This is a genomic window from Methylobacterium sp. 13MFTsu3.1M2, assembly GCF_900112625.1.
GTDB lineage: Bacteria > Pseudomonadota > Alphaproteobacteria > Rhizobiales > Beijerinckiaceae > Methylobacterium.
In genome coordinates, this window is record NZ_FOMM01000031.1 from 50,091 (window position 1) to 70,319 (window position 20,229).

The 20,229-nt window shown below is 76.5% G+C and carries 12 protein-coding genes; 7 read left to right on the forward strand and 5 right to left on the reverse strand.

Going from position 1 to position 20,229, the window contains the following annotated elements:
• Positions 1-142: 142 nt before the first annotated feature.
• The 5 genes from BM314_RS25775 to BM314_RS25795 all read right to left on the reverse strand — a co-directional run bounded on the left by BM314_RS25775 (position 143) and on the right by BM314_RS25795 (position 6,224).
• Complete coding sequence (locus BM314_RS25775) at positions 143-991, reverse strand: ATP-binding cassette domain-containing protein (RefSeq protein WP_170855236.1); 849 nt, start codon at positions 989-991, stop codon at positions 143-145.
• On the reverse strand, positions 988-1,785 hold the full coding sequence (gene fhuF / locus BM314_RS25780) for a siderophore-iron reductase FhuF (protein ID WP_091981164.1): 798 nt from the start codon (positions 1,783-1,785) through the stop codon (positions 988-990). Before fhuF ends, BM314_RS25775 begins: the two co-directional genes overlap by 4 nt.
• Positions 1,782-3,794: a Fe(3+)-hydroxamate ABC transporter permease FhuB gene (gene fhuB / locus BM314_RS25785; RefSeq protein ID WP_091981167.1), complete on the reverse strand. Its 2,013-nt coding sequence runs from the start codon at positions 3,792-3,794 to the stop codon at positions 1,782-1,784. Before fhuB ends, fhuF begins: the two co-directional genes overlap by 4 nt.
• Positions 3,791-4,741 carry an ABC transporter substrate-binding protein gene (locus tag BM314_RS25790; RefSeq protein WP_091981170.1) on the reverse strand — a complete coding sequence of 317 codons (951 nt, stop codon included), beginning with the start codon at positions 4,739-4,741 and terminating at the stop codon, positions 3,791-3,793. Before BM314_RS25790 ends, fhuB begins: the two co-directional genes overlap by 4 nt.
• Positions 4,742-4,850: 109 nt before the next feature.
• Positions 4,851-6,224, reverse strand: coding sequence for a lysine N(6)-hydroxylase/L-ornithine N(5)-oxygenase family protein (locus BM314_RS25795; RefSeq protein ID WP_056529520.1), 1,374 nt, complete (start codon positions 6,222-6,224; stop codon positions 4,851-4,853).
• A 440-nt stretch (positions 6,225-6,664) separates the two neighbouring features.
• Between BM314_RS25795 and BM314_RS25800 the strand changes: the two genes are divergently transcribed.
• The 7 genes from BM314_RS25800 to BM314_RS25830 all read left to right on the forward strand — a co-directional run.
• Positions 6,665-6,898, forward strand: coding sequence for an MbtH family protein (locus BM314_RS25800; RefSeq protein WP_091981172.1), 234 nt, complete (start codon positions 6,665-6,667; stop codon positions 6,896-6,898).
• 2 nt (positions 6,899-6,900) lie between these two features.
• Positions 6,901-7,617, forward strand: coding sequence for a thioesterase II family protein (locus BM314_RS25805; RefSeq protein WP_244540037.1), 717 nt, complete (start codon positions 6,901-6,903; stop codon positions 7,615-7,617).
• 62 nt (positions 7,618-7,679) lie between these two features.
• A complete protein-coding gene (locus BM314_RS25810) occupies positions 7,680-8,663 on the forward strand; it encodes a TauD/TfdA family dioxygenase (protein ID WP_091981174.1) in 984 nt (327 codons plus the stop codon).
• Positions 8,663-10,360: a cyclic peptide export ABC transporter gene (locus tag BM314_RS25815; protein WP_091981176.1), complete on the forward strand. Its 1,698-nt coding sequence runs from the start codon at positions 8,663-8,665 to the stop codon at positions 10,358-10,360. Before BM314_RS25810 ends, BM314_RS25815 begins: the two co-directional genes overlap by 1 nt.
• Positions 10,357-14,841 carry a condensation domain-containing protein gene (locus tag BM314_RS25820; protein ID WP_091981179.1) on the forward strand — a complete coding sequence of 1,495 codons (4,485 nt, stop codon included), beginning with the start codon at positions 10,357-10,359 and terminating at the stop codon, positions 14,839-14,841. Before BM314_RS25815 ends, BM314_RS25820 begins: the two co-directional genes overlap by 4 nt.
• Positions 14,838-17,981 (forward strand): amino acid adenylation domain-containing protein, encoded by a 3,144-nt coding sequence (locus tag BM314_RS25825; protein WP_091981181.1) that lies wholly within the window; start codon positions 14,838-14,840, stop codon positions 17,979-17,981. Before BM314_RS25820 ends, BM314_RS25825 begins: the two co-directional genes overlap by 4 nt.
• Positions 17,978-20,229 (forward strand): condensation domain-containing protein (locus tag BM314_RS25830; protein WP_170868186.1); only part of this gene is annotated, 2,252 nt, incomplete at its 3' end. The genes BM314_RS25825 and BM314_RS25830, both read left to right, overlap by 4 nt.

The following is a 20,229-nucleotide window of genomic DNA, read 5'->3' on the forward strand; positions in this document are numbered from 1 at the left end:
TCGATCGTCCAGACGACACGAGGTCACCGCCGGGCGGCGACGAGGTCCGCGGCGCGCCGCCACCCGAGTGTCCGGCCGATTCGCGCTCGGACCCTGGGTCCGAGCGTGCCGGATCGCGAGCAGCTGGTCGTCGCGCGCCGGCCTACGATCCGCGCAGGTAGCTCAGCGGCCGACCGGTATCCGGATGCGGCATGACGCCCATCGGGATGTCGTACACGGCGCGCAGCGTGTCGGGGTTCATCAGCGTGCCGGGCGGGCCGTCCGCGATGAGGCGTCCCGAGTGCAGCGCCAGGATGCGGTCGCAGACGCGCGCCGCCATGTTCACGTCGTGCAGGACCACCACGACGCCGAGCCCGTCACGATGGGCCAGATCGCGCACGAGGGCGAGGATCTCGACGGCGTGGGCGACGTCGAGGGCCGAGATCGGCTCGTCGAGCAGCAGGCAGGCGGGCTCCTGCGCGATCATCATCGCGAGCCAGACGCGCTGCCGCTCACCGCCCGAGAGCGTGTCGACGAAGCGGTCCGCGAAGGCGGCGACGCCGGTGGCGGCGAGCGCCCGCCGGACCGCCTCACGATCCCGGTCGGCGACGCGGCCGAGGGCGCCGTGCCAGGGATAGCGCCCCAGCGCCACGAGCTCGCGCACGGTCATGCCCGGGACCGGCGGGAGCGCCTGCGGCAGATAGGCGACCTCGCGCGCGAAGGCGCGGTCCTCCCAGGCACTGAGGGCGCGATCCGCGAACGCGATCCGGCCGGCGGTCGGCGCCTGCTGGCGGCCCAGCAGCTTGATCAGGGTCGACTTGCCGGACCCGTTATGGCCGATCAGGCCCACCACCTGCCGCGGCTGGATCACGAGGTCGAGGGGATGCAGCAGGGTGCGTTCGGGGAGACCGAAGCTCGCGCCCTGCAGCGTGAAGAGCGGGGGGGCGCCCGCGGCTTCCGCCGTCGGCGCGCCCCGCGGCCGCGCGACGACCGGCGCATCGGGACCGTTCATGCGGGCCTCCTCGGGCCGTCCGTACCCGCCGGACCCGCTTCGGGGCGTGCCGGCAGGGGGCAGGCGCCGCAGAGGCTCTGGTCGGGGATGAGGTAGCGCAGGCAGCAGACCTTCCGCACCCGACGCGGCGGCGCGCCCGCCGGCGCGTCCCCCGCCTCCGGGACGTAGCGGATCGGCGCGAACAGCGGGTTGGGCGCGCCGGACCGGCGGCGGCTCGTCAGGACGCTCGCGGCGGCCGCGTGCCCGGTCCGGCCCGCCTGCGGGAGCCCCTCGGTGCGGCGCACCACGAACTCGAAGATGTTGCCGGCATTGCTCCACAGCACGCGCGGCGCCACGCCCGAGACCGCCGCCAGGGCGCCGACCAGGGGCGCCAGGTGCGCGTCGATCAGCGCGCCGAAGCGATCCGCCGGCGCCCTCTCCTGGGTCTGCCCGCCGGGCCCGTCGCTCCCCGCGGCGGGGTCGCGCAGCTTGAGCGCCCGCGTCAGCCCGCCGTCGTCCGGGACGATCTCGACGGCGTCGAGGGCCACGGGCAGGATGAGGTCGAGCACGATGTTGGCGGCGAGCGCGGGCACCACCAGCATCGAGAAGTGCTGCTTCGCCCAGATCGACGCGACGGCGCGGGGCTCCGGCGCCGCGAAGGTGCGGGCGAACCGGTCGAGCTGTTCGGTCAGGACGCGCGGATCGAGCAGGTCGGCGCCCCTCACGGAGGGGCGCGGATCCTCCGCGGACACGATCCGATCCCGGTAGCCCTCGAGGGGGCCGACGAACAGGGCGTTCAGCGGGGAGAGAATCATCGGCGCAGCATCAGCCAGACGAAATAGGCGCCCCCGAGAACCGTCGCGACGAGGCCGGCGGGCAACTGCCACGGGAAGGCCGCGACGCGCCCGAGCCAGTCGGCCAGCACCATGATCAGGCCGCCGGCGAGCGTCGCCGCCACCAGCTGCTCGGCGGCCCGGCTGAAGCCCAGGCCGCGGGCGAGGTGCGGCCCCATCAGCCCGACGAAGCTCAGGGGGCCGACGAGCAGGGTCGCGGCGCCGGTCAGGATCGCGGCGACCGACAGGACCGTCAGGCGCGCCCGCGCGACTTGGAGCCCGACGGCCCGGCTCGTCTCCGCCCCGAGCGGCAGGATCGTGAGCCAGCGCGCGAGCAGCGGCGTGCCCGCGAGCACCAGGGCCGCGCCGAGGCAGGCGAGCCCGGCCTCGGTCCCGGTGGCGTTGTAGGTCGAGCCCGAGAGCCACGTCAGCAGGGCGGCGGTCCGCGGGTCGGCCGTGGCGAGCAGGAGCGCGATCACCGAGCCGATCAGGCTGGTGAGGGCCGCGCCGACGAGCAGGATCCGGGTGGAGGCGTAGCGCGCCCGGCGGCCCAGGGCCAGGATCGCCAGCAGCGTCGCGAGCGCGCCCGCCGCGGAGGCGGCCAGCATCGCGGCCGGACCGAGGCCGGGGGCGAGGAACAGGACGAGCACCACCACGAGGGCCGCGCCCGCGGAGACGCCGAACAGCTCGGGGCTCGCGAGGGGATTCCCGGTCAGCCGCTGCAGCAGCCCGCCCGCGTAGGCGAGCATGGCCCCGGCCCCCAGGGCGGCCAGCGCGCGCGGCGCCCGCCAGGCCAGGAGGGCGCCCGGATCGGGGCTCCACAGCCAGCCCTGGGCATCCCGCCCCAGGGTGAGCGACAGGCCGACGGCCGCGAGCGCCAGGATCGCGAGCGCCCCGATGGCGGGCCACGGCCGGGCGAGTCGTACCGGGATAGGCCCCGGCGCCGGCGGCGCCTCGCGCGCCGTGCGCAGGCCCAGGATGAGGCCGACCAGCAGGGGCGCGCCGACGAGGGCGGTGACGGCGCCGGTCGGGACACCGCTGCGGCCGATCAGCCGCTGCACGAGCTGATCGGTCAGGACGAGCAGCACCGCCCCGGCCACCGGCCCCCAGAGCAGGCGGTCGCGGAGCCGGCGGGCGCCGCCGTAGCGGGCGATGGCCGGCCCCGCCAGGCCGACGAAGCCGATCACCCCGAGATACCCGGTCACGCTGGCGCCGACCGCGACGCCGAGGGCGAGGGCGGCGAGCCGCGTGCCGGCGGTGGAGACGCCGAGGCCCCGCGCCCCGGCATCGCCGAGCTCGATCAGGGTCAGCGGTCGCGCCAGCAGGCCGGCCGCGAGGGCCGCGAGGGCGAGGCGCGGGACGAGGCCGCGGACGCCGTCCCAGTTGTTCTGGTTCAGCGCGCCGGCCTGCCACGCGTAGAGGTCGGAGAGCGCGTCGAAATGCGCGAGCACCAGCATCCGGTTGGCGGCCTCGGCGGACAGCCCGACCACCAGTCCGGCGAGGATGACGGTGGACGGCGCGTAGCCGCTGCGCCCGCTCAGCAGCAGCACGAGGCCCGTGCACAGGGCCGCCCCGGCGCCGGCGACGGGCTCGTAGCCGTAGATCAGGAGGGCCGGCCACCACAGGGTCGCGAGGGCCAGGGCGAGCTTCGCCCCCGCGAACACGCCGAGGGTGCCGGGCTCGGCGAGCGGGTTGTCGAGCACCTGCTGGAACAGCACGCCGGCCAGGCCGAGCCCCCCGCCCGCCAGGACCGCCATGGCGAGGCGCGGCAGCAGGCTGTCGCGCAGGACGAGCTGCGGCATGTCGCCGTCGGTCGGGTGGAGCAGGGCGGCCCACCACTGCCCGGGCGGCAGGACGGCCGCCAGGTTGGCGTGCAGCAGCGCGGCGCTCACCGCCAGCGCGAGGGCGAGGAGCCCCGCCCCGCGCCAGAGCGGCGAGGCCCCGGCCCCGTCGGCTCGCGCCCGCCGCGCTCCGGCCCCGGCCGCGCTCACGCCGGGGCCTTCCCGAGCGCCGCGGCGACCTGACGGGCGAAGCGCGCGGCCGACGGCAGGCCGCCGTTCGGATGGACGACCGGCATGCGGATCACGCGGCCGGCGCGCACGGCGGGCAGCGCCCGCCAGAGCGGGCTGTCGTCGAGGCGCCCGAGGGCGCGCGCGGTCTCGGCGCCGCGGTCGAAGTGGATCAGCGTCGCGTCGGGCACCTCCGCGAGGTCCTCGACCGCGGCGAGCACCGTGCCCGCACCGCTCTGCCGGCCGGTCCAGGCATTGGTCAGGCCGAGGCGCTGGGCGACCGCGCCGACGGTGCTGCGCGTGCCGAAGACGGCCAGCTGCCGCCCGTCGTCGCGGAAGCGGCAGATGTAGACCGGGCGCCCGGTCCGGCCCGCGAGCGCGGCCCGGGCCTCGGCGAGCGCCCCGTCGGTCCCGGCGACCAGCGCCCGCGCCGCCGCGGCGCGGTCGACGCGGTCCCCCAGGTCGCGGGTCAGCGCGTCGAGGTGGTCGATCGGCTCCCGCGCGCCCGCGACGATGGGCAGCGCCACGACCGGGGCGATCCGGGTCAGCGCGACCTGGATCTGCGCCTGCCACGGCGCGGCGAGGATGAGATCGGGGGCGATCAGGCTGAGGAACTCGAGGTTCGGCTCCTGCAGCGGGCCGAGGTCGAGGACCGAGTCCGGCAGGGGCGGCTGCGCGATGAGCTTCTCGTAGAGCGGCCGGTTGGCGATCGCCACCGGCACGAGGCCGATGGCGAGGAGCGTCTCGGCGAACAACCCGTCGAGGGCGACCACGCGGGCGGCGGGCGCGCCGCCCGTCTCCGCGCGCCGCGGGTCGTCGGACGCGCCCGCGAGGGACGCGGCGAAGCCGCCCGGGACGAGACCCAGGACGCCCGCGGCGAGGCCGGCGAGGAGGGCGCGACGATCGCCGCGCGGGCGGCTCATCCCCATGCGCCGATCCGTGCGCCGACCCGTGCGCCGACTCGGGCGAGCGGGCGGCGGATCCGCCCGCGGCACGCCTCCGCGCGCCGCGCCCGGCCGGTCCGCGGGACGGCGAGCCTCATGGATGCGCTCCCTGCCGCTCCCAGGCGCGGATCCCGCCGGCGGCGGGCGCGCGCGCCGGGGCGACCGCGCCCCCGTGCCCGTCCTGATCGAGCAGGCTGTCGACGATCTCCTGCGCGCGGACCGGCAGGACCGAGAGCAGGGTGTCGCTCAGACCGTGCGAGGTCTCCGAGTAGCCCTGGACGTAGATGCGCGGGACGAAGCCGGGGCGGGTCGGGACGCGGTAGTCGCGCGCCAGGTCCGGCCCGTCGCGGTAGGGCGCGAGCGGCTCGAGGATCGCCGGGTTCGGGTCGCGCGCGTACCCGGTCGCCAGGACGATGCCGTCGTAGCTGCGCTCCGCCTCGACCTCGGCGTAGCGGTCGACGGTCCGCAGCCTGATCCCGCTTGCGTCGCCGACGGCCGAGAGGATCTCGCTGCGCGGCCGGAGGTGCAGGCGCTGCGGCCCGGAGACCTTCTCCCGGTAGACGATCACGTGGAGCGCCTTGAGCAGGTCGGCGTCGATCACCGCGTAGTTCGTGTTGCGGTAGCTGCGCACGATCGCCGCCCGCCGCTCGCTCGGCTGCGCGTACACGAAGTCGGTGCGGTCGGGGTGGAAGATCTCGTTGACGAACGGCGTCGCGTCCGACGGTCGGAGGGCGTGGCCGCGGAAGACGAGATCGACCTGCAGCTGCGGGAAGCGGGCGTGGAGATCGTGGCCGATCTCGGCGGCGCTCTGGCCGCCGCCGATCACCGCCACGCGGGCGCCCGGGCGCGACAGGTCGAGCGGGCTGCCCGGGCCGCGCCGGTCGACGTGGTCGAGGTAGCGGCTCGAATGGCAGAGCCGGGGATCGCGCGCCAGGGCGGCGAAGGCGGCGGGCACGTGCGGGGCGCCGCCCACCGCGAGGGCGAGGTCGCGCGTCTGGCGGCGGATCTCGCGGCCCGCGGCGTCGCGGGTGACGACCCACAGGGTCTCGACCGTCCCGTCCGGTCCCGGCCCGGGCTCCACCGCGACCGCGGTCTCGCCGTAGTCGCACCGGTCGGCGAAATGGTCCGCCACCCACCGAAGATAGTCGTTGAACTCGATCCGGCTGGGATGAAACGTCCCGAGATCGATGAAATCGTGCAGTCGACCCTGGCTGTGCAGGTAGTTCACGAAGGTCAGCGGGCTCGTCGGGTTGCGGAGCGTGACGAGGTCCTTGAGGAACGAGATCTGCATGTCGCTGCCCGGCAGCAGCATGCCGCCGTGCCATCGGAAGTGCGGCTGCCGCTCCAGGAAGCGGTACCGGAGGCCGCGCGCCGCCGGGGTCTCGGCCAGGGCGATCGCCAGGGCGAGGTTCGAGGGCCCGAAGCCGACCCCGATGACGTCGCAGAGCGGTGCGGCGCGCGCGGTCATCCGATCGTCTCCTCGTCCGCACGACGGGGTGCGCGCCGGGGTGCGCGCCGGGATGCGCGGCGATCCTCGCCGCCGCGGCGCACGGGGGCGGCGCCTCCCTCGGGGGAGCCGCGCGTCCCCCCGGCGGGACCGCTCGCAGGCGACCGGAAGCTGGTTCGCGCACACGCCACTGACCGCGTCCCCCGCCAAGCCCCGGACCACGAAACACCCACCGGCCGCACCCGCCGGCCGCACTGCGTAGCGCGAACCGCCACAGTGATTCAAGGTCTCCGGAAAACACTTCTGACGATCGAGCAGTAATGAATTAAATTAGAACATTTCAAATATGTAAAAGGGCCCTTGAGTCCGGCGATCTTTCGGCCATGTTATGCGCCGACAAGCGAAGTTCATTGATTCATTGGCGAGGCTGCTCGCAGCTTTCACCTGAACGGGATGCATCGATGGCGTTCGATCGCGAAGATACGCTGTTCTACGTGGTGGTGAATCACGAGGAGCAATACTCGATCTGGCCGAGCTACCGCGACATCCCCGAAGGGTGGCGCGCCGTGGGCGATCCGCGCGCGAAGGCCGATTGCCTGGCCTACATCGACGAGGTCTGGACCGACATGCGGCCCCTGAGCCTGCGCCGACACATGGAGGCACAGGAGCGGGACGCGGGCGGCGCGCGGCCGTGACCGTGCCGGGACGAGTCCGGCTGTTCTGCCTGCCCTACGCGGGGGCGAGCGCCGCGGTGTTCGCGCAGTGGCGCCGCGGCCTGCCCGACGCGGTCGACGTCAGGCCCGTCGAGCTGCCGGGGCGCGGCTCCCGGATCGGCGAGGCGCCCTGCACCGACCCGCGGGCGCTGACGCGGCGCCTCGCGGACGAGGTCGCCGGTTCCGTCACGGGCTCCTACGCGCTGTTCGGGCATAGCCTGGGCGCGCTGCTCGCCTTCGAGCTGGCGCACGAACTCCGCGACCGCGGGATCGCGGCGCCGCGCGCGCTGTTCGCCTCCGGATGCGCCGGACCGGCGGTGTGCGACGGGGCGTATTTCCGCCGCCCGCGCAGCGACGCGGACCTGCGCGACGCGCTGTCCGCCTACGGCGCGACGCCGCCGGAGGCGCTGGCCGATCCCGCCCTGATGGCCCTGGTGCTGCCGGTGCTCCGGGCCGATTTCCGGCTGCGCGGCGCCTACACCTACGCGGCGCGCCCGGCGCTGGACTGCCCGATCCAGGCGCTCGGCGGGACGCGGGACGACGTCGCCCGCGCCGACCTCGAGGCCTGGGGCCGCGAGACGCGCGGCCCCTTCGACCTCGCGCTGTTCGAGGGCGACCACTTCTTCATCCACGCGCGGCGGGGGCCGGTGCTCGACCTCGTCGGCCGGCGGATCGGCGCGCGGGCCGAGGCCGCGGCCTGAGGCGGCCGCGCCCGCCCATCGGCGGCGCGCGGGCCGGCGGCGCGAACGAACGGGATGTCACCATGGAGGACGCCGTGATGGAACTCGTGACCAAGCCCCTGCGGGACGAGGGTCCTCTGCCGCTCCTGGTCACGCCGCCGGAGGGCGCCGCGGGCGCGGCGCTCGCGGACGCGCTGCCGGCGATCCGGGCGGCGGCCGAGGCGCACCTCCACGCCGCGGGCGGCCTGCTGCTCCGCGGCTTCAGCCTCGACGGGCCCGACGCGTTCCGCAGCTTCGCGGCGGGCTTCGGCCACGACCTCCTGAGCTACGAGTTCGGCTCGACGCCGCGCAGCGCCGTGACCCAGGGGGTCTACACCTCGACCGAGTACCCGCCCCACCAGCACATCCCGCTGCACAACGAGCAGGCCTACGCCCGCGACTGGCCGATGAAGATCTGGTTCTACTGCCAGCAGGCGGCGCCCGAGGGGGGCGAGACGCCGCTGGCCGACAGCCGCACCATCTACCGCGCCGTGCCCGAGCCGATCCGCGCGCGCTTCGCCGAGCGGGGCCTGATGTACGTGCGCAACTACGGCAACGGGCTCGACGTGGCCTGGGAGCAGGTGTTCGGCACGCAGGACCGGGGGGCGGTCGAGGCGTACTGCGCCGGCCACGGGATCACCTGCGAGTGGAAGCCGGACGGCGACCTCCGCACCCGGCAGGTCTGCCAGGGCACCGCCCGCCACCCCGAGACCGGCGAGCCGGTGTGGTTCAACCAGGCCCACCTGTTCCACGTCTCGAACCTCGAGCCGGAGGTGCGCGCGACCCTCCTCGACCTCGTCGACGAGCCGGACCTGCCGCGCAACGTCTACTACGGCGACGGCAGCCCGATCCCCGACGCGGATCTCGACGCGATCCGCGCCGTGCTCGCCGCGCACACCGTCGTCTTCCCCTGGCAGTCCGGCGACGTGGTGATGCTGGACAACATGCTGACCGCCCACGCGCGGACACCCTTCAAGGGCCCGCGCAAGGTCGTGGTGGCGATGGCGCAAGCCGGCCGCGCGCAGTGATGGCAGCGGCGTTCGCCTTCGCGGAGCCCGGGTCCGCGCCAGGGACCGCGCTGTGGCGCGCCCTCGCGCGGGGCGCCCGCGCCCGGCTCGTGCTGGCCGGCGCGGCGAGCCTCGTCGGCGGGATCGCCACGACGGGCCTGATCGTGCTCATCAACGGGGCGCTCCACGCGTCCGAGCCCGCCCGGGCCGACCGGGTCGCCGCCTTCGCGGCGACCGCCCTCCTCGCCTGCGCGGCGCTCGTCGTCTCGCGCGCCCTCTTCGCCGATCTCGGGCAGCGCGGGCTCGCCGATCTCCGGTCCGCGATCGCCGCGCGCGTCCAGGCCGCCGCGTTCGCGGATCTCGAGGCTGTGGGGAGCGCCCGGGTGCAGGCGCTGGTGACCGAGGACGCCAACCAGGTCGCCAACTTCCTCACGGCGCTGCCCGTGCTCGTCACCAACTGCGCGGTGGTCGCGGCGACCCTCGCCTATCTCGGCTACCTGTCGTTCCCCCTGTTCCTGGCCTCGGCCCTCACGATCGCCCTGGGGGCCGCGGGCTACTCCGCCTGCTACGGCCGCGTCACGCGCCACCTCGCCCGGGCCGGAGCGGAGCAGGACCGCCTCGTCGGACATTTCCAGGCGCTGCACGGCGGCGCCAAGGAGCTGCGCCTCAACCGGGAGAAGGGGCGCCACTTCCTCGACGCGGTCCTGGCGACCGCGATCGCCCGCGTCGCCGACCACCGCCGGCGCGGCCTCGCCCTCCTCGCGCTGGCGGCGGGCTGGGGCCGCATCCTGTTCCTGGCCCTGATCGGGCTCGCGCTGTTCGTCCCCGGGACCGGCGCGCAGAGCCCGGCGGTGACGACCGGGTACGTCATCGCCCTGCTCTACCTGATGGGGCCGCTCGAGGCGGTGCTGAACACGATGCCGCTCGTCAACCTCGCCCGCGTCGGCGCGCGGCGGATCGAGGCGGCCTTCGCCGAGCTGCCGCCCGAGCCGGTCGGCGATCCGGGGACAGGCCCGGCCGCGCCCCGGCGCGACGCCACCGTGACCCTGCGGGGCGTGACCCATCACCGGGCCGATCCGCAGACCGGCGACCGCTTCGACCTCGGCCCGGTCGACCTGACGCTGCGCCCCGGGGAGATCACCTTCCTGGTCGGCGGCAACGGCTCCGGCAAGACCAGCCTCGCCCGGGTGATCGCCGGCCTGCACCCGCCGACCGGCGGGGCGCTGTGCCTGGACGGCCGCCCGGTGGCGGGCGCGGCCCTCGCCGGCTACCGCGCGCACGTCGCGGCCGTCTTCTCCGATTTCCACCTGTTCGAGACGCTGCTCGGCCGGCCGGACGCCGCGCGCGAGGCGCAGGCGCGCGCGTGGCTGACGCGCCTCAGCCTCGACGGCCGCGTCAGCCTCCGGGACGGGGTCTTCTCGACCCGCGATCTCTCGACGGGCCAGCGCAAGCGGCTCGCCCTCCTGGTCGCCTGCCTGGAGGACCGGCCCGTCATGATCTTCGACGAGTGGGCCGCCGACCAGGATCCCGACTCCCGGGCGGCCTTCTACGAGACGCTCCTCCCAGAGCTCGCTGCCGAGGGGCGGACGATCCTCGTCGTCACCCACGACGACCGCTGGTTCGACCGGGCCGACCAGGTCGTGAAGCTCGAGCGCGGCCTCGTGGTGGAGCACCGCGCCGCCGCGCCGCGCGGCCGCCAGGCGGGAGCCGGCGCGTGAGCCTGCACGAGAGCCTGCACGTGGGCCGCGCGCACCGCGCGCCGTCGCCCCACCGGCCCGCGCCGGACGACAGCCTCGTGGCGATCCTGCGGGAGCGGGCGGACGCCACGCCCGACCGGCTGACCCTGCGCTTCCTCACGGACGGGCGCGCGGTCGGGGCGTCCCTCGACTACGCGGAGCTCGACCGGCGGGTCCGCGCCCTCGCGGCGCGCCTCCAGCGCGACGCCGAGCCCGGCGCGCGGGCGCTCATCGCCCTGCCGAGCGGGCCGGACTACGTCGTGGCGTTCTTCGCCTGCCTCTACGCGGGCCTCGTCGCCGTGCCCTCCTTCCCGCCGGAGACGCGGGATCCGCACCACGCGGCCCGCCTCGCCCTGATGATCGCCGACATGGCACCGCGCCACGTCCTGACCGATCGGGCGAACCGCGAGACCGTGGCGGCGACCTGCGCGGGCAGCTCCGTAAGCGCGATCGTCTGTGTCGACGCGGTCGGCAGCGCCGGGGCGGAGGCGTGGCGGCCGGTCCCGTGCCCGCCCGACACCCTCGCCTTCCTGCAGTACACGTCGGGCTCGACCGCGAATCCCAAGGGCGTCGAGGTCACGCACGGCAACATCGTCGCCAACGCCCGCTGGCTCGCCGAGGCGATCGCGCCCGGCCCGGACGACGTCTTCGTCTCCTGGCTGCCCCTCTACCACGACATGGGCCTGATCGCGGGGCTGATCGAGCCGATCTTCGCCGGCGCGCCGCTCGTGCTGATGAGCCCGCAGGCCTTCCTCGCCCGGCCCGCCTCGTGGCTCGAGGCGATCGGCGCGCATGGCGGCACGATCAGCGGCGGCCCGGACTTCGCCTACCGGCTGGCCTGCGAGCGCGTCGGCGCCGCCGCGCTGGCGGGGCTCGACCTCGCCGGGTGGCGCGTCGCCTACAGCGGTGCCGAGCCGATCCGGCCCCGGACCCTCACCCGCTTCGCCGCGCGCTTCGCTGCGGCGGGCTTCGCGCCGACGGCGCTCAGCCCCGCCTACGGCCTCGCCGAGGCGACCCTCCTCGTCGCGGCCAAGCCCCTGGGCACGCCGTGGCGCCGGCTGAGCGTGGCGCCGGCGGCGCTGGCGGCCGGCCGCGCCGTCGCCGACGAGGCCGGCACCGCCCTCGCGAGCAGCGGCCGGCCGGTCCGGCCCGAGCACCTGCGGATCGTCGACCCGCGCACGGGCCTCCCCTGCCCCGACGGGACGGTCGGCGAGATCTGGCTCAGCGGCCCCTGCGTCGCGCGCGGCTACTGGAACAACCCGGAGGCGACCCGCGCGACCTTCGTGCCCCGCGACGGCGCGACCTGGCTGCGGACCGGGGACCTCGGCTTCCTGGACGGCGGCGAGCTCTTCGTCACCGGGCGCGCCAAGGACCTCATCATCCTGCGCGGCCACAACGTCTATCCGCAGGACGTGGAGACGGCGGTCGAGGCGCGCGTGCCGGCCCTCCGCCCGGGGCGGGTCGCGGCCTTCGCGGTCGAGGGTCCGGCGGGCGAGGCGATCGGGATCGCCGCCGAGATCGGCCGGAGCGCCGCCGCCCGCGCGCCGGAGATCGCCGCCGCGGTCGACGCCGCGCTGGCGGAGGTGCTGGCCGAGCCGGCGGAACTCGTGGCCCTGCTGGCGCCGGGTACCCTGCCCAAGACCACGAGCGGGAAGCTCCGGCGCGGCGCGTGCCGGGACGGCCTCGCGGCCGGCGACCTCACCCCCCTCCACCTCTACCGGCGCCCGCAGGGTGCCCCGTCGCCGCATGAGCGGCCCCGGAGCGCGACGGAGCGCGCCCTCGCGGCGATCTGGAGCGATCTCCTCGGCCTCGACGAGGTCTCGCGCGGGCGCGGCTTCCTGGAACTCGGCGGCCACTCGCTCCTGGCGATGCGCGCCGTCGACCGCGTCCGCGCCGCCTTCGGGGTCGCCCTGCCGCTGCGCGACCTGTTCGCGGCCCCGACCCTCGCCGACCTCGCGTCGCGGATCGACGCGCTGCCCCGCGACGCGGTGCCGGCGCCCGCGCTCCTGCCGCGTGCGGGCCCGCCCCTGCTGTCGCTCGGCCAGCAGCGGCTCTGGCTGGCCGAGCGGCTCGGCGACCCGGCCGGGCGCGGCGCCTACGTCATGGTCGGACATATCCGGTTCGGAGGCCCGCTGGAGCCCGACCGGCTCGCCGCGGCCCTGCGCCGGGTCGTCGCCCGGCACGCCGTGCTGCGCACCGGCTATCCCACCGGCGAGGACGGCCTTCCGGAGCCCCGGATCGCCGAGGCGGTCGCCCTCGACGTGCCCGTCGACGACCTCACCGGCCTCGATCCGGGCGCCCGCGAGATCCGGGTCGCCGCGTGCGAGGCCGCGGAGGCGGCCGCGCCGTTCGACCTCGCCGTGCCGCCGCTCCTGCGCGCCCGGCTCCTGCGCCTGGCCGCCGACGATCACCGCCTCGTCCTGGCCCTCCACCACCTCGTCGGCGACGGCTGGTCGGTCGGCGTGCTGCTCTCCGAACTCGGGGCCGCCTATCGCGGCGCGGAGGCGGCGCCCCTCCCCGTCCAGTACACGGATTTCGCGCGCTGGCACCGGGCGGCCGTGGAGCGCGCGGCGGCGGCCGAGACCGCGTTCTGGCGCGGGCACCTCGCGGAAGTGCCCGCCCTGCTGCCCCTGCCGACGGACCGGCCGCGGCCGGCGGTCCCGTCGCAGGCCGGCGGCTCCGTCCGCTTCGAACTGCCGGGGCCGCTGGTCGCCCGTCTGGCGGAGCTGGGCCGGGCGCGCGGCGCTTCGCCGTTCGTCGTGCTGCTCGCGGGCTTCCAGGCCCTGCTCCATCGGCTGAGCGGGGCCGAACGCTTCGTGGTCGGCACCGACGTCGCGGGCCGGCCGCACCCCGAGCTGGCCGAGCTGATCGGCTTCTTCGTCAACGTGCTGCCGATCCGGGCGCGCCTCGACGGCGCCCCGTCCTTCGCCGCGCTGATCGAGCGCGTCCGCGAGGACGTCCTCGCCGCCTTCGAGCACGCCACCCTGCCCTTCGACCGGATCGTCGACGCCCTCGACATCCCGCGCGCCCGCGCCCGGCCACCCCTCGTCCAGGCCCTGTTCGTGATGCAGAACGCGCCGCCCGGCGATTTCGGTGTCCCGGGGCTCGCGGCCGAGGCCCGGGCGGCCAGCGCGCACGGCTCGAAGTTCGAGATGGCGCTCTTCCTCGACCCGCCCGCGCCGGGGGGCGGGATCGCGGCCGAGTGGGTCTTCGCCACGGCCCTGTTCACCCCCGAACGCGTCGCGCGCCTCGCGGAGGCCTACGCGGCCCTGCTCTCCGCCGCAGCCGCCGCGCCCGCGGCCCCGCTCCCGACCCTGCTGCCCGGCCTGCCCGAGCTTCTGCCCGCGCTCCCGCCCTCACGAGACCCGGAGGACCCCGTCATGTCGAACACCGCCCCGTCGCTCCCGCGCACCGGCCGCCTGGAAGCGAAGCTCGACAAGCTCAAGGGACTGGGCGCCGGCAAACCCGCCGCCGCCGCGGGCGAGCCGGCCCGCCTCTCGACCCTGGCGCCCGGGCGCGACTTCCCCCTCGTGATCGAGCCGCTGTCGGCCGACGTCGACGCGGTGGCCTGGGCGACCGCCCAGCGCGACTGGGTCGAGGGCAAGCTGCGCCGCCACGCCGGCCTGCTGCTGCGCGGCTTCGGCATCGCGACCCCGCAGGAATTCGAGGCCTTCGCCGAGGCGCTCCAGCCCGGCCTCTACGGCGGGTACGGCGACCTGCCCAAGAACGAGGGCGGGAAGAACACCTACCGCTCGACGCCCTACCCCGAGCGGGAGATGATCCTCTACCACAACGAGAGCAGCCACCTGCATGCCTGGCCGCGCAAGCAGTGGTTCTTCTGCCAGCAGCCGTCGCCGGTGGGCGGCGCGACGCCCATCGTCGACTGCCGCGCGCTGTACCGGCAGCTGCCGCCGGCGATCGCCGACCGCTTCGAGCGCCTGGGGCTGATCTACGTCCGCACCTTCACGGAGCGCTTCGACGTCGACTGGCGCCGGTTCTTCCACACCGAGGATCGCGCGGCCGTGGAGGCGCGCTGCCGGGCCGAGGGCGTCGACTTCGCCTGGCTCGACGCGGACACGCTCCAGACCCGCACGCGCTGCCCGGCGGTGATCACCCACCCGCTGACCGGCGAGAAGTCGTTCTTCAACCAGGTGCAGCTGCACCACCCGCGCTGCCTCGACCCCGAGGTGCGCGCCGACCTCCTCGGCCTCGTGGGGCCGGAGCGGATGCCGCGCGACGTGCTCTACGGCGACGGTACGCCGATCGAGGACGCGGTGATGGACGAGGTCGGCCGCCACTACGAGGCGATCGCCGTGCGCTTCGACTGGCGCCCCGGCGACGTCGTGATGCTCGACAACATGCTCGCCGCCCATGCCCGCGACCCCTACGAGGGGCCGCGCCGGATCGTCGTCGCCATGGGCGACATGGTCGAGCGCGGCGCGGTCACGGGAGCGGCGGCATGACCGGCGCGGCGATGACCGGGGCGCCGGCCTCCCTCGCGGCGGCGCCGACCCGGGCGCTGACCCCCGAGCAGCGCGCCTGCCTCGACGAGACCGGCACCGCGCCGAATCTCGTCGCCGAGATCGACCTGCCCGGGCCGGTCGAGGCGGACCGCCTCCGCCGCGGCCTCGCCGCGGTCGCCGCCCGCCACGACGTCCTGCGGACCGCCTTCGTGCGCGAACCGGGCTTCCGCGGCCTGCGGCAGGCCGAGGCCGGCGCGCCCGCTATCCCGCTCGATACCGGCGCGCCGCAGGGAGACGTCGGGACCGTCGGCCTCGCGCCGGAGCGCGGCCAGACCCTCGCGGCCGTCCTCCTGCCGGGCGCGACGCCGCGGCTGCGCCTCGTCGCCAGCGCCCTCGCGGTCGATGCCGGCAGCCTCGACCGCGTCCTGTCGGAGGTCGCGGCCGCCTGCGCGGCCGACGCGGCACCCGGCGCCGATCCCGAGACCGCGACCTACGCGCAGTACGCGGAGTGGCGCGAGGCGGTCGCCGCCGACGACGCGGACGGCGAGGGCCAAGCCTACTGGCGGGACCAGATCGGCGCGGGCGCGGCGCCCCTCCGGCTGCCCTATCGCCGCGGGGCGGCCGCCGACGCGGTGAAGGAGCCGGCCGCCGCGATCCGGCTGAGTCGGGCCGTCGACGCCGCCGTCACGGACGCCTTCGCGCGGGCGCTGGCCCGGCCGGACCTCGCCGCGGCCGGCGCCGAGGCCGTGCTCCAGGCCGCGTGGTGGCTTCTCGTGGCGCGCCTCGCCGAGCGGACGGAGATCCTCGGCGGCTGGGCGCACGATTGCCGGCGCGACTACGCGGTCTTCGCCGGCACGGTCGGCGTCTTCACCAAGACGCTGCCCCTGCGCCTCGTCCTCCCGCCGGAGACCAGCGTCTCGGAGGCCGCGGCCGGTCTCGCCGCGCGGCTCGACGAGCACCGCGCCTTCCAGGAACTCTGCCCCCTCGACGCGGCCGGCGGCGACCGCCGCCCCGCGGTCGGCTTCGCGCTCGCGGCTCAGGGGGCCGCGCAGGACCGGCTCCTGCCCGGACCCGCCGGGTTCGAGCTCTGCCTGGAGCCGGCCCTCGACGCGGAGGGGCGCCTCGCCGCGCTGACCTTGCACGCCGACCCGCGCCGCTACGCGGTGGAAGCCCTGGAGACCCTGCTCGATCAGGTCGAGACGCTGCTCGCCCGCCTGCCCGCGAAGGCCGCGACGCCCTTCGCGACCTACCCGCTCGTCGGCGCGCGCGAGGAGGTGCGCCTGCGCGCCTTCGGCCGCCCGGCCGCCCGCGCCCTGCCGGCGGAGACCCTTCCGGTCCTCGTCGCCCGCCACGCGGCGACGGCGCCGGACGCCCCCGCCCTCGTCGGCGCCGGCCGCACCCTGTCGTACGCCGCGCTGGAGGACCGCGTCGCGCGCCTCGGCGCCTGGTTCGCCGCGCGCGGCGTCGGTCCCGAGCGCGTCGTCGCCCTGGACCTGCCGCGCTCCGTCGACCTCGTGGTGGCGATCCTCGCGGTCTGGCGCGCGGGGGGCGCCTACCTGCCCCTCGACCCGGCCTGGCCGCAGGCCCGCCGCGACCGCCTGATCGCGCTCGCCCGGCCCGCACTGACCGTGGCGCTCTCGGCCGACCCCGCGGCCGGCCGGCACGCCCTCGGGGCGATCCTCGACGGCCTCGGTGAGGCCCGGCACCCCGCCGAGGCCCGGGACCCCTCCGACATGGCCTGCCTGCTCTTCACCTCCGGCTCGTCCGGGACGCCGAAGGGCGTGGTGATCGAGCACGCCCAGATCCGCGCCTACGCGGAGGCCGTCATCGACGCCCTGGACCTGTCCGGCCACGGGCGCTTCGCGCTGACCTCCACGGTGGCGGCCGACCTCGGCAACACCATGCTGTTCGCGGCGCTGCGCCTCGGCGCCTGCCTCGTGGTCGCCGACGAGGCCGAGATGGCCGACGGCCCGGCCTTCGCGCGCTTCCTGCGCGGCAACGCCGTCGCCTGCGCGAAACTGGTCCCGTCCCACCTCGCCGCCCTCCTCGAGGGCGTCGAGGACCCCGCGCTGCCCGCCCTGCTGGTGCTCGGCGGCGAGCCGACGCCGGCCGCCCTGGTCCGGCGGATCCGGGCGGCGGCGCCGGCGACGCGGATCGCCAACCATTACGGTCCCACCGAGGCCTGCGTCGGCGTGCTGGTGCATCCGGACGCGGCCACCGCGCCGCCGGACGAGAGCCTGCCGCTGAGCCGCGTGCTCGCCGGCAGCGAGGCCTACATCCTCGACGCGGCGGGCGCGCTCGCGCCGACCGGCGCGGTCGGCGTGCTCCACCTCGGGGGCGCCCAGATCTGCCGCGGCTACCTTCCGGGCACGGAGGCCGGCGGCGCGGGCGCGTTCTCGCCCAACCCGTTCGGAGCGGGGCGGCTCTACCGCACCGGCGACCGGGCCCGCCTGCTTCCCGGCGGCCGCCTCGTGCTCGCCGGGCGGGCCGACGACCAGATCAAGCTGCGCGGCCACCGCGTCGAACCGGGCGAGGTTGAGGCCGCGCTGGCGGGCCTCGCCGGCGTGAGCCAGGCGGCGGTGCGCCCGTTCTCAGGGCCGGACGGCGCGACCGGACTCGCGGCCTACGTGGTCGCCGACCCCGAGCGGACACCCGCCGCGCTCCTCGCGGCGCTGGCCGAAACCCTGCCCGCCGCGTGGCTGCCCGCCCCGATCCTGCGCCTCGACAGCCTGCCGCGACTGGCCAACGGCAAGATCGACCGCGCCGCCTTGCCCACTCCGGACGCCCATCCGGACGGGGGCACGGGCGTCCCGCCGCGCACGGCGCTCGAGACCGTGCTCACCGACGCCATGGCGGAGCTGCTGGGCCTCCCGGCGGAGCGCCTCGGGGCCGCGGGCGACTTCTTCGCGGCCGGCGGCAACTCGCTCCTCGTCATCAAGCTGACGGCGCGCATCCGCAAGCTGCTCAAGGTCGAGATCCCCCCGAGCCTGGTATTCGACCACAGCACGCCCGCGACCCTCGCGGCGGCGCTCGGCACCTACGCCCCGCCGGACGCGATCGAGGAGACGGCGAGCCTGCGCCTGGAACTCGCCGGCCTGAGCGAGACCGAGCGCGCCGGCCTCGCCGGGGTGGGCGCGTGACCGGGGTCGGCGCGCGCGACGCGGCGCGGCGCGCGGCCCTCGCCCGCCTGCTGCGGGAGGACGCCGAGGCGGCCGACGGCATCCCGCGGCACGCCGGCGGCCCGGCGCCCCTGTCGTTCCCGCAGGCGCGGCTCTGGTTCCACCAGCGCTACGACCCGGAGAGCCCGGCCTACCACTCGGCCCGGGCCTTCCGCCTCACCGGCCCCCTCGACGTCCCGGCGCTCGAGGGCGCGTTCCGGAGCCTGATCGCCTGTCACGACGTCCTGCGCACGGCGCTGGCGGATACCGCCGACGGCCCGCGCCAGATCCTGCACCCGCACGTGCCGTTCGAACTCGAGCGCGTCCCGGCCCTCGACGGTGACCCGGGCGCGGCGCTGCGCGCTCTGAGCCGCCGCCCCTTCGATCTCACCCGCGCGCCGCCGCTGCGCGCGGTCCTGTCGGAGGCGGATCCGGCGGGCGGGCGCGTCCTCCTCGTGGTGATGCACCACATCGCGGTGGACGCGTGGTCGACGGCGCGGCTCTTCCGGGATCTGGCGCAGGCCTACCGCGCGGCCCTCGCCGATCCCGCGCGGATCGGGCAGCCGCTGCCCGCCCCGCGCCTGCGCTTCGTGGATTTCGCCGCGTGGCAGCGCGCCCGGTTCGACGGCGCGGCCGGGTCCGCGGCGATCGCGCGCGGGCGCCGCTACCTCGGCGACGCCGTCCCGGCCCTGGACCTGCCCCTCGACTATCCCCGCCAGCCCCTGGCGAACCGCCCGGGCGGGCGGGTCGACTTCACCCTGCCCGCCGACCTCGCCGGCGCGGTGGCCGCGTTCTGCCGGTCGCAGGCGTGCCCGCCCTTCGTGGCGCTGCTGGCGGCGTGGCAGGTGCTGCTCGCCCGCCTGGGCGGCCAGACGGACTTCGCCGTCGGCGTGCCGAACGCCGCCCGCACCCGCCCCGAGTTGCAGGACCTCGTCGGCTTCCTCGTCAACACGCAGGTCTACCGCGTCCGCCTCGATCCGCGCGGGAGCTTCCGCGATCTCTGCGCGCGGCTGCGCGGCGAGGCGATGGCGTTCCTGGCTGAGGACGACGTCCCCTTCGAGCGCCTCGTGGCGGAGACCGGGATCGCGCGCGACGCCGCGACCACGCCGGTCTTCCAGGCGGCGTTCAACTTCCGCCCCAGCCGGGATGCCGCCCCCCTCGACCTCGCGGGGGTCGCGGCGGCGCGGATCGACGTCGACGTGGCGAGCGCCAAGTTCGACGTCGCCCTCGACGTCGCGGCCGACGGGACCGGCATCGATTGCCAGCTCGAGTACGATGCCGGCCTGATCGCGGACGCCACCGCCCGGCGCTGGCGCGACGGGTTCCTCGCCCTGCTGCGCGCCCTCGTCGCGGCGCCGGACCGGCCCCTCCACGCGGCGAGCGCGCTCACGGCCTCCGACCGGGCGGTGATCGGGTCGGCGAACGCGACCGCCCGGGCCTATCCGGACGGCGCCGGCGACGTCCTCGCCGCCTTCGCCGACCATCTCGCGCAAGACCCGGACGCGGTCGCGGTGACCGACGCCCGGACCAGCCTGACCCGCGCCGGCCTCGACGCCCGCGCCACCGCCATCGCCCGACGCCTCGCCCGCGCCGGCGCCCGACCCGAGCGCGTCGTCGGACTCCTCCTCGAGCGCACCTGCGACCTGCCCGCCGCCTGGCTCGCCGTCCTCAGGACCGGCGCCGCCATCCTCCCCCTCAACCCCGAACTGCCCCCAGCCCGCCTCGCCGCCCTCGCCGCAGAGGCCGACCTCCTCCTCACCCAGCCCGAACTCGCCGACCGACACCCCGCCCTCGCCGACGCCGCAGGGCGAGCGCCCCTCGTCCTGGACGCCGATCCGGACACCGATCCGGACACCGATCCGGATACCGACGCGGACGACGACAGCGCCCGGCCCGTCAGGCCCCGCACCCGAGCCTCCCACCCGGACGCGCTCGCCTACGTCCTGCACACCTCCGGCTCCACCGGCACCCCCAAGGCCTGCGCCAACACCCACGCCGCCCTCGCCAACCGCCTCGCCTGGATGGCCGACCACCTGCGCGTCGGTGCCCACGACACCATCCTGCACAAGACCCCCGTCTCCTTCGACGTCGCCGTCTGGGAGATCCTCCTGCCCCTCGTCACCGGCGCACGCCTCGTCCTGGCGCCACCCGGCGCCCACCGCGATCCGGACGCCATCGCCCGCCTCATCGGCCGGCACGCCGTCACCCTCCTGCACTTCGTGCCCGCCCA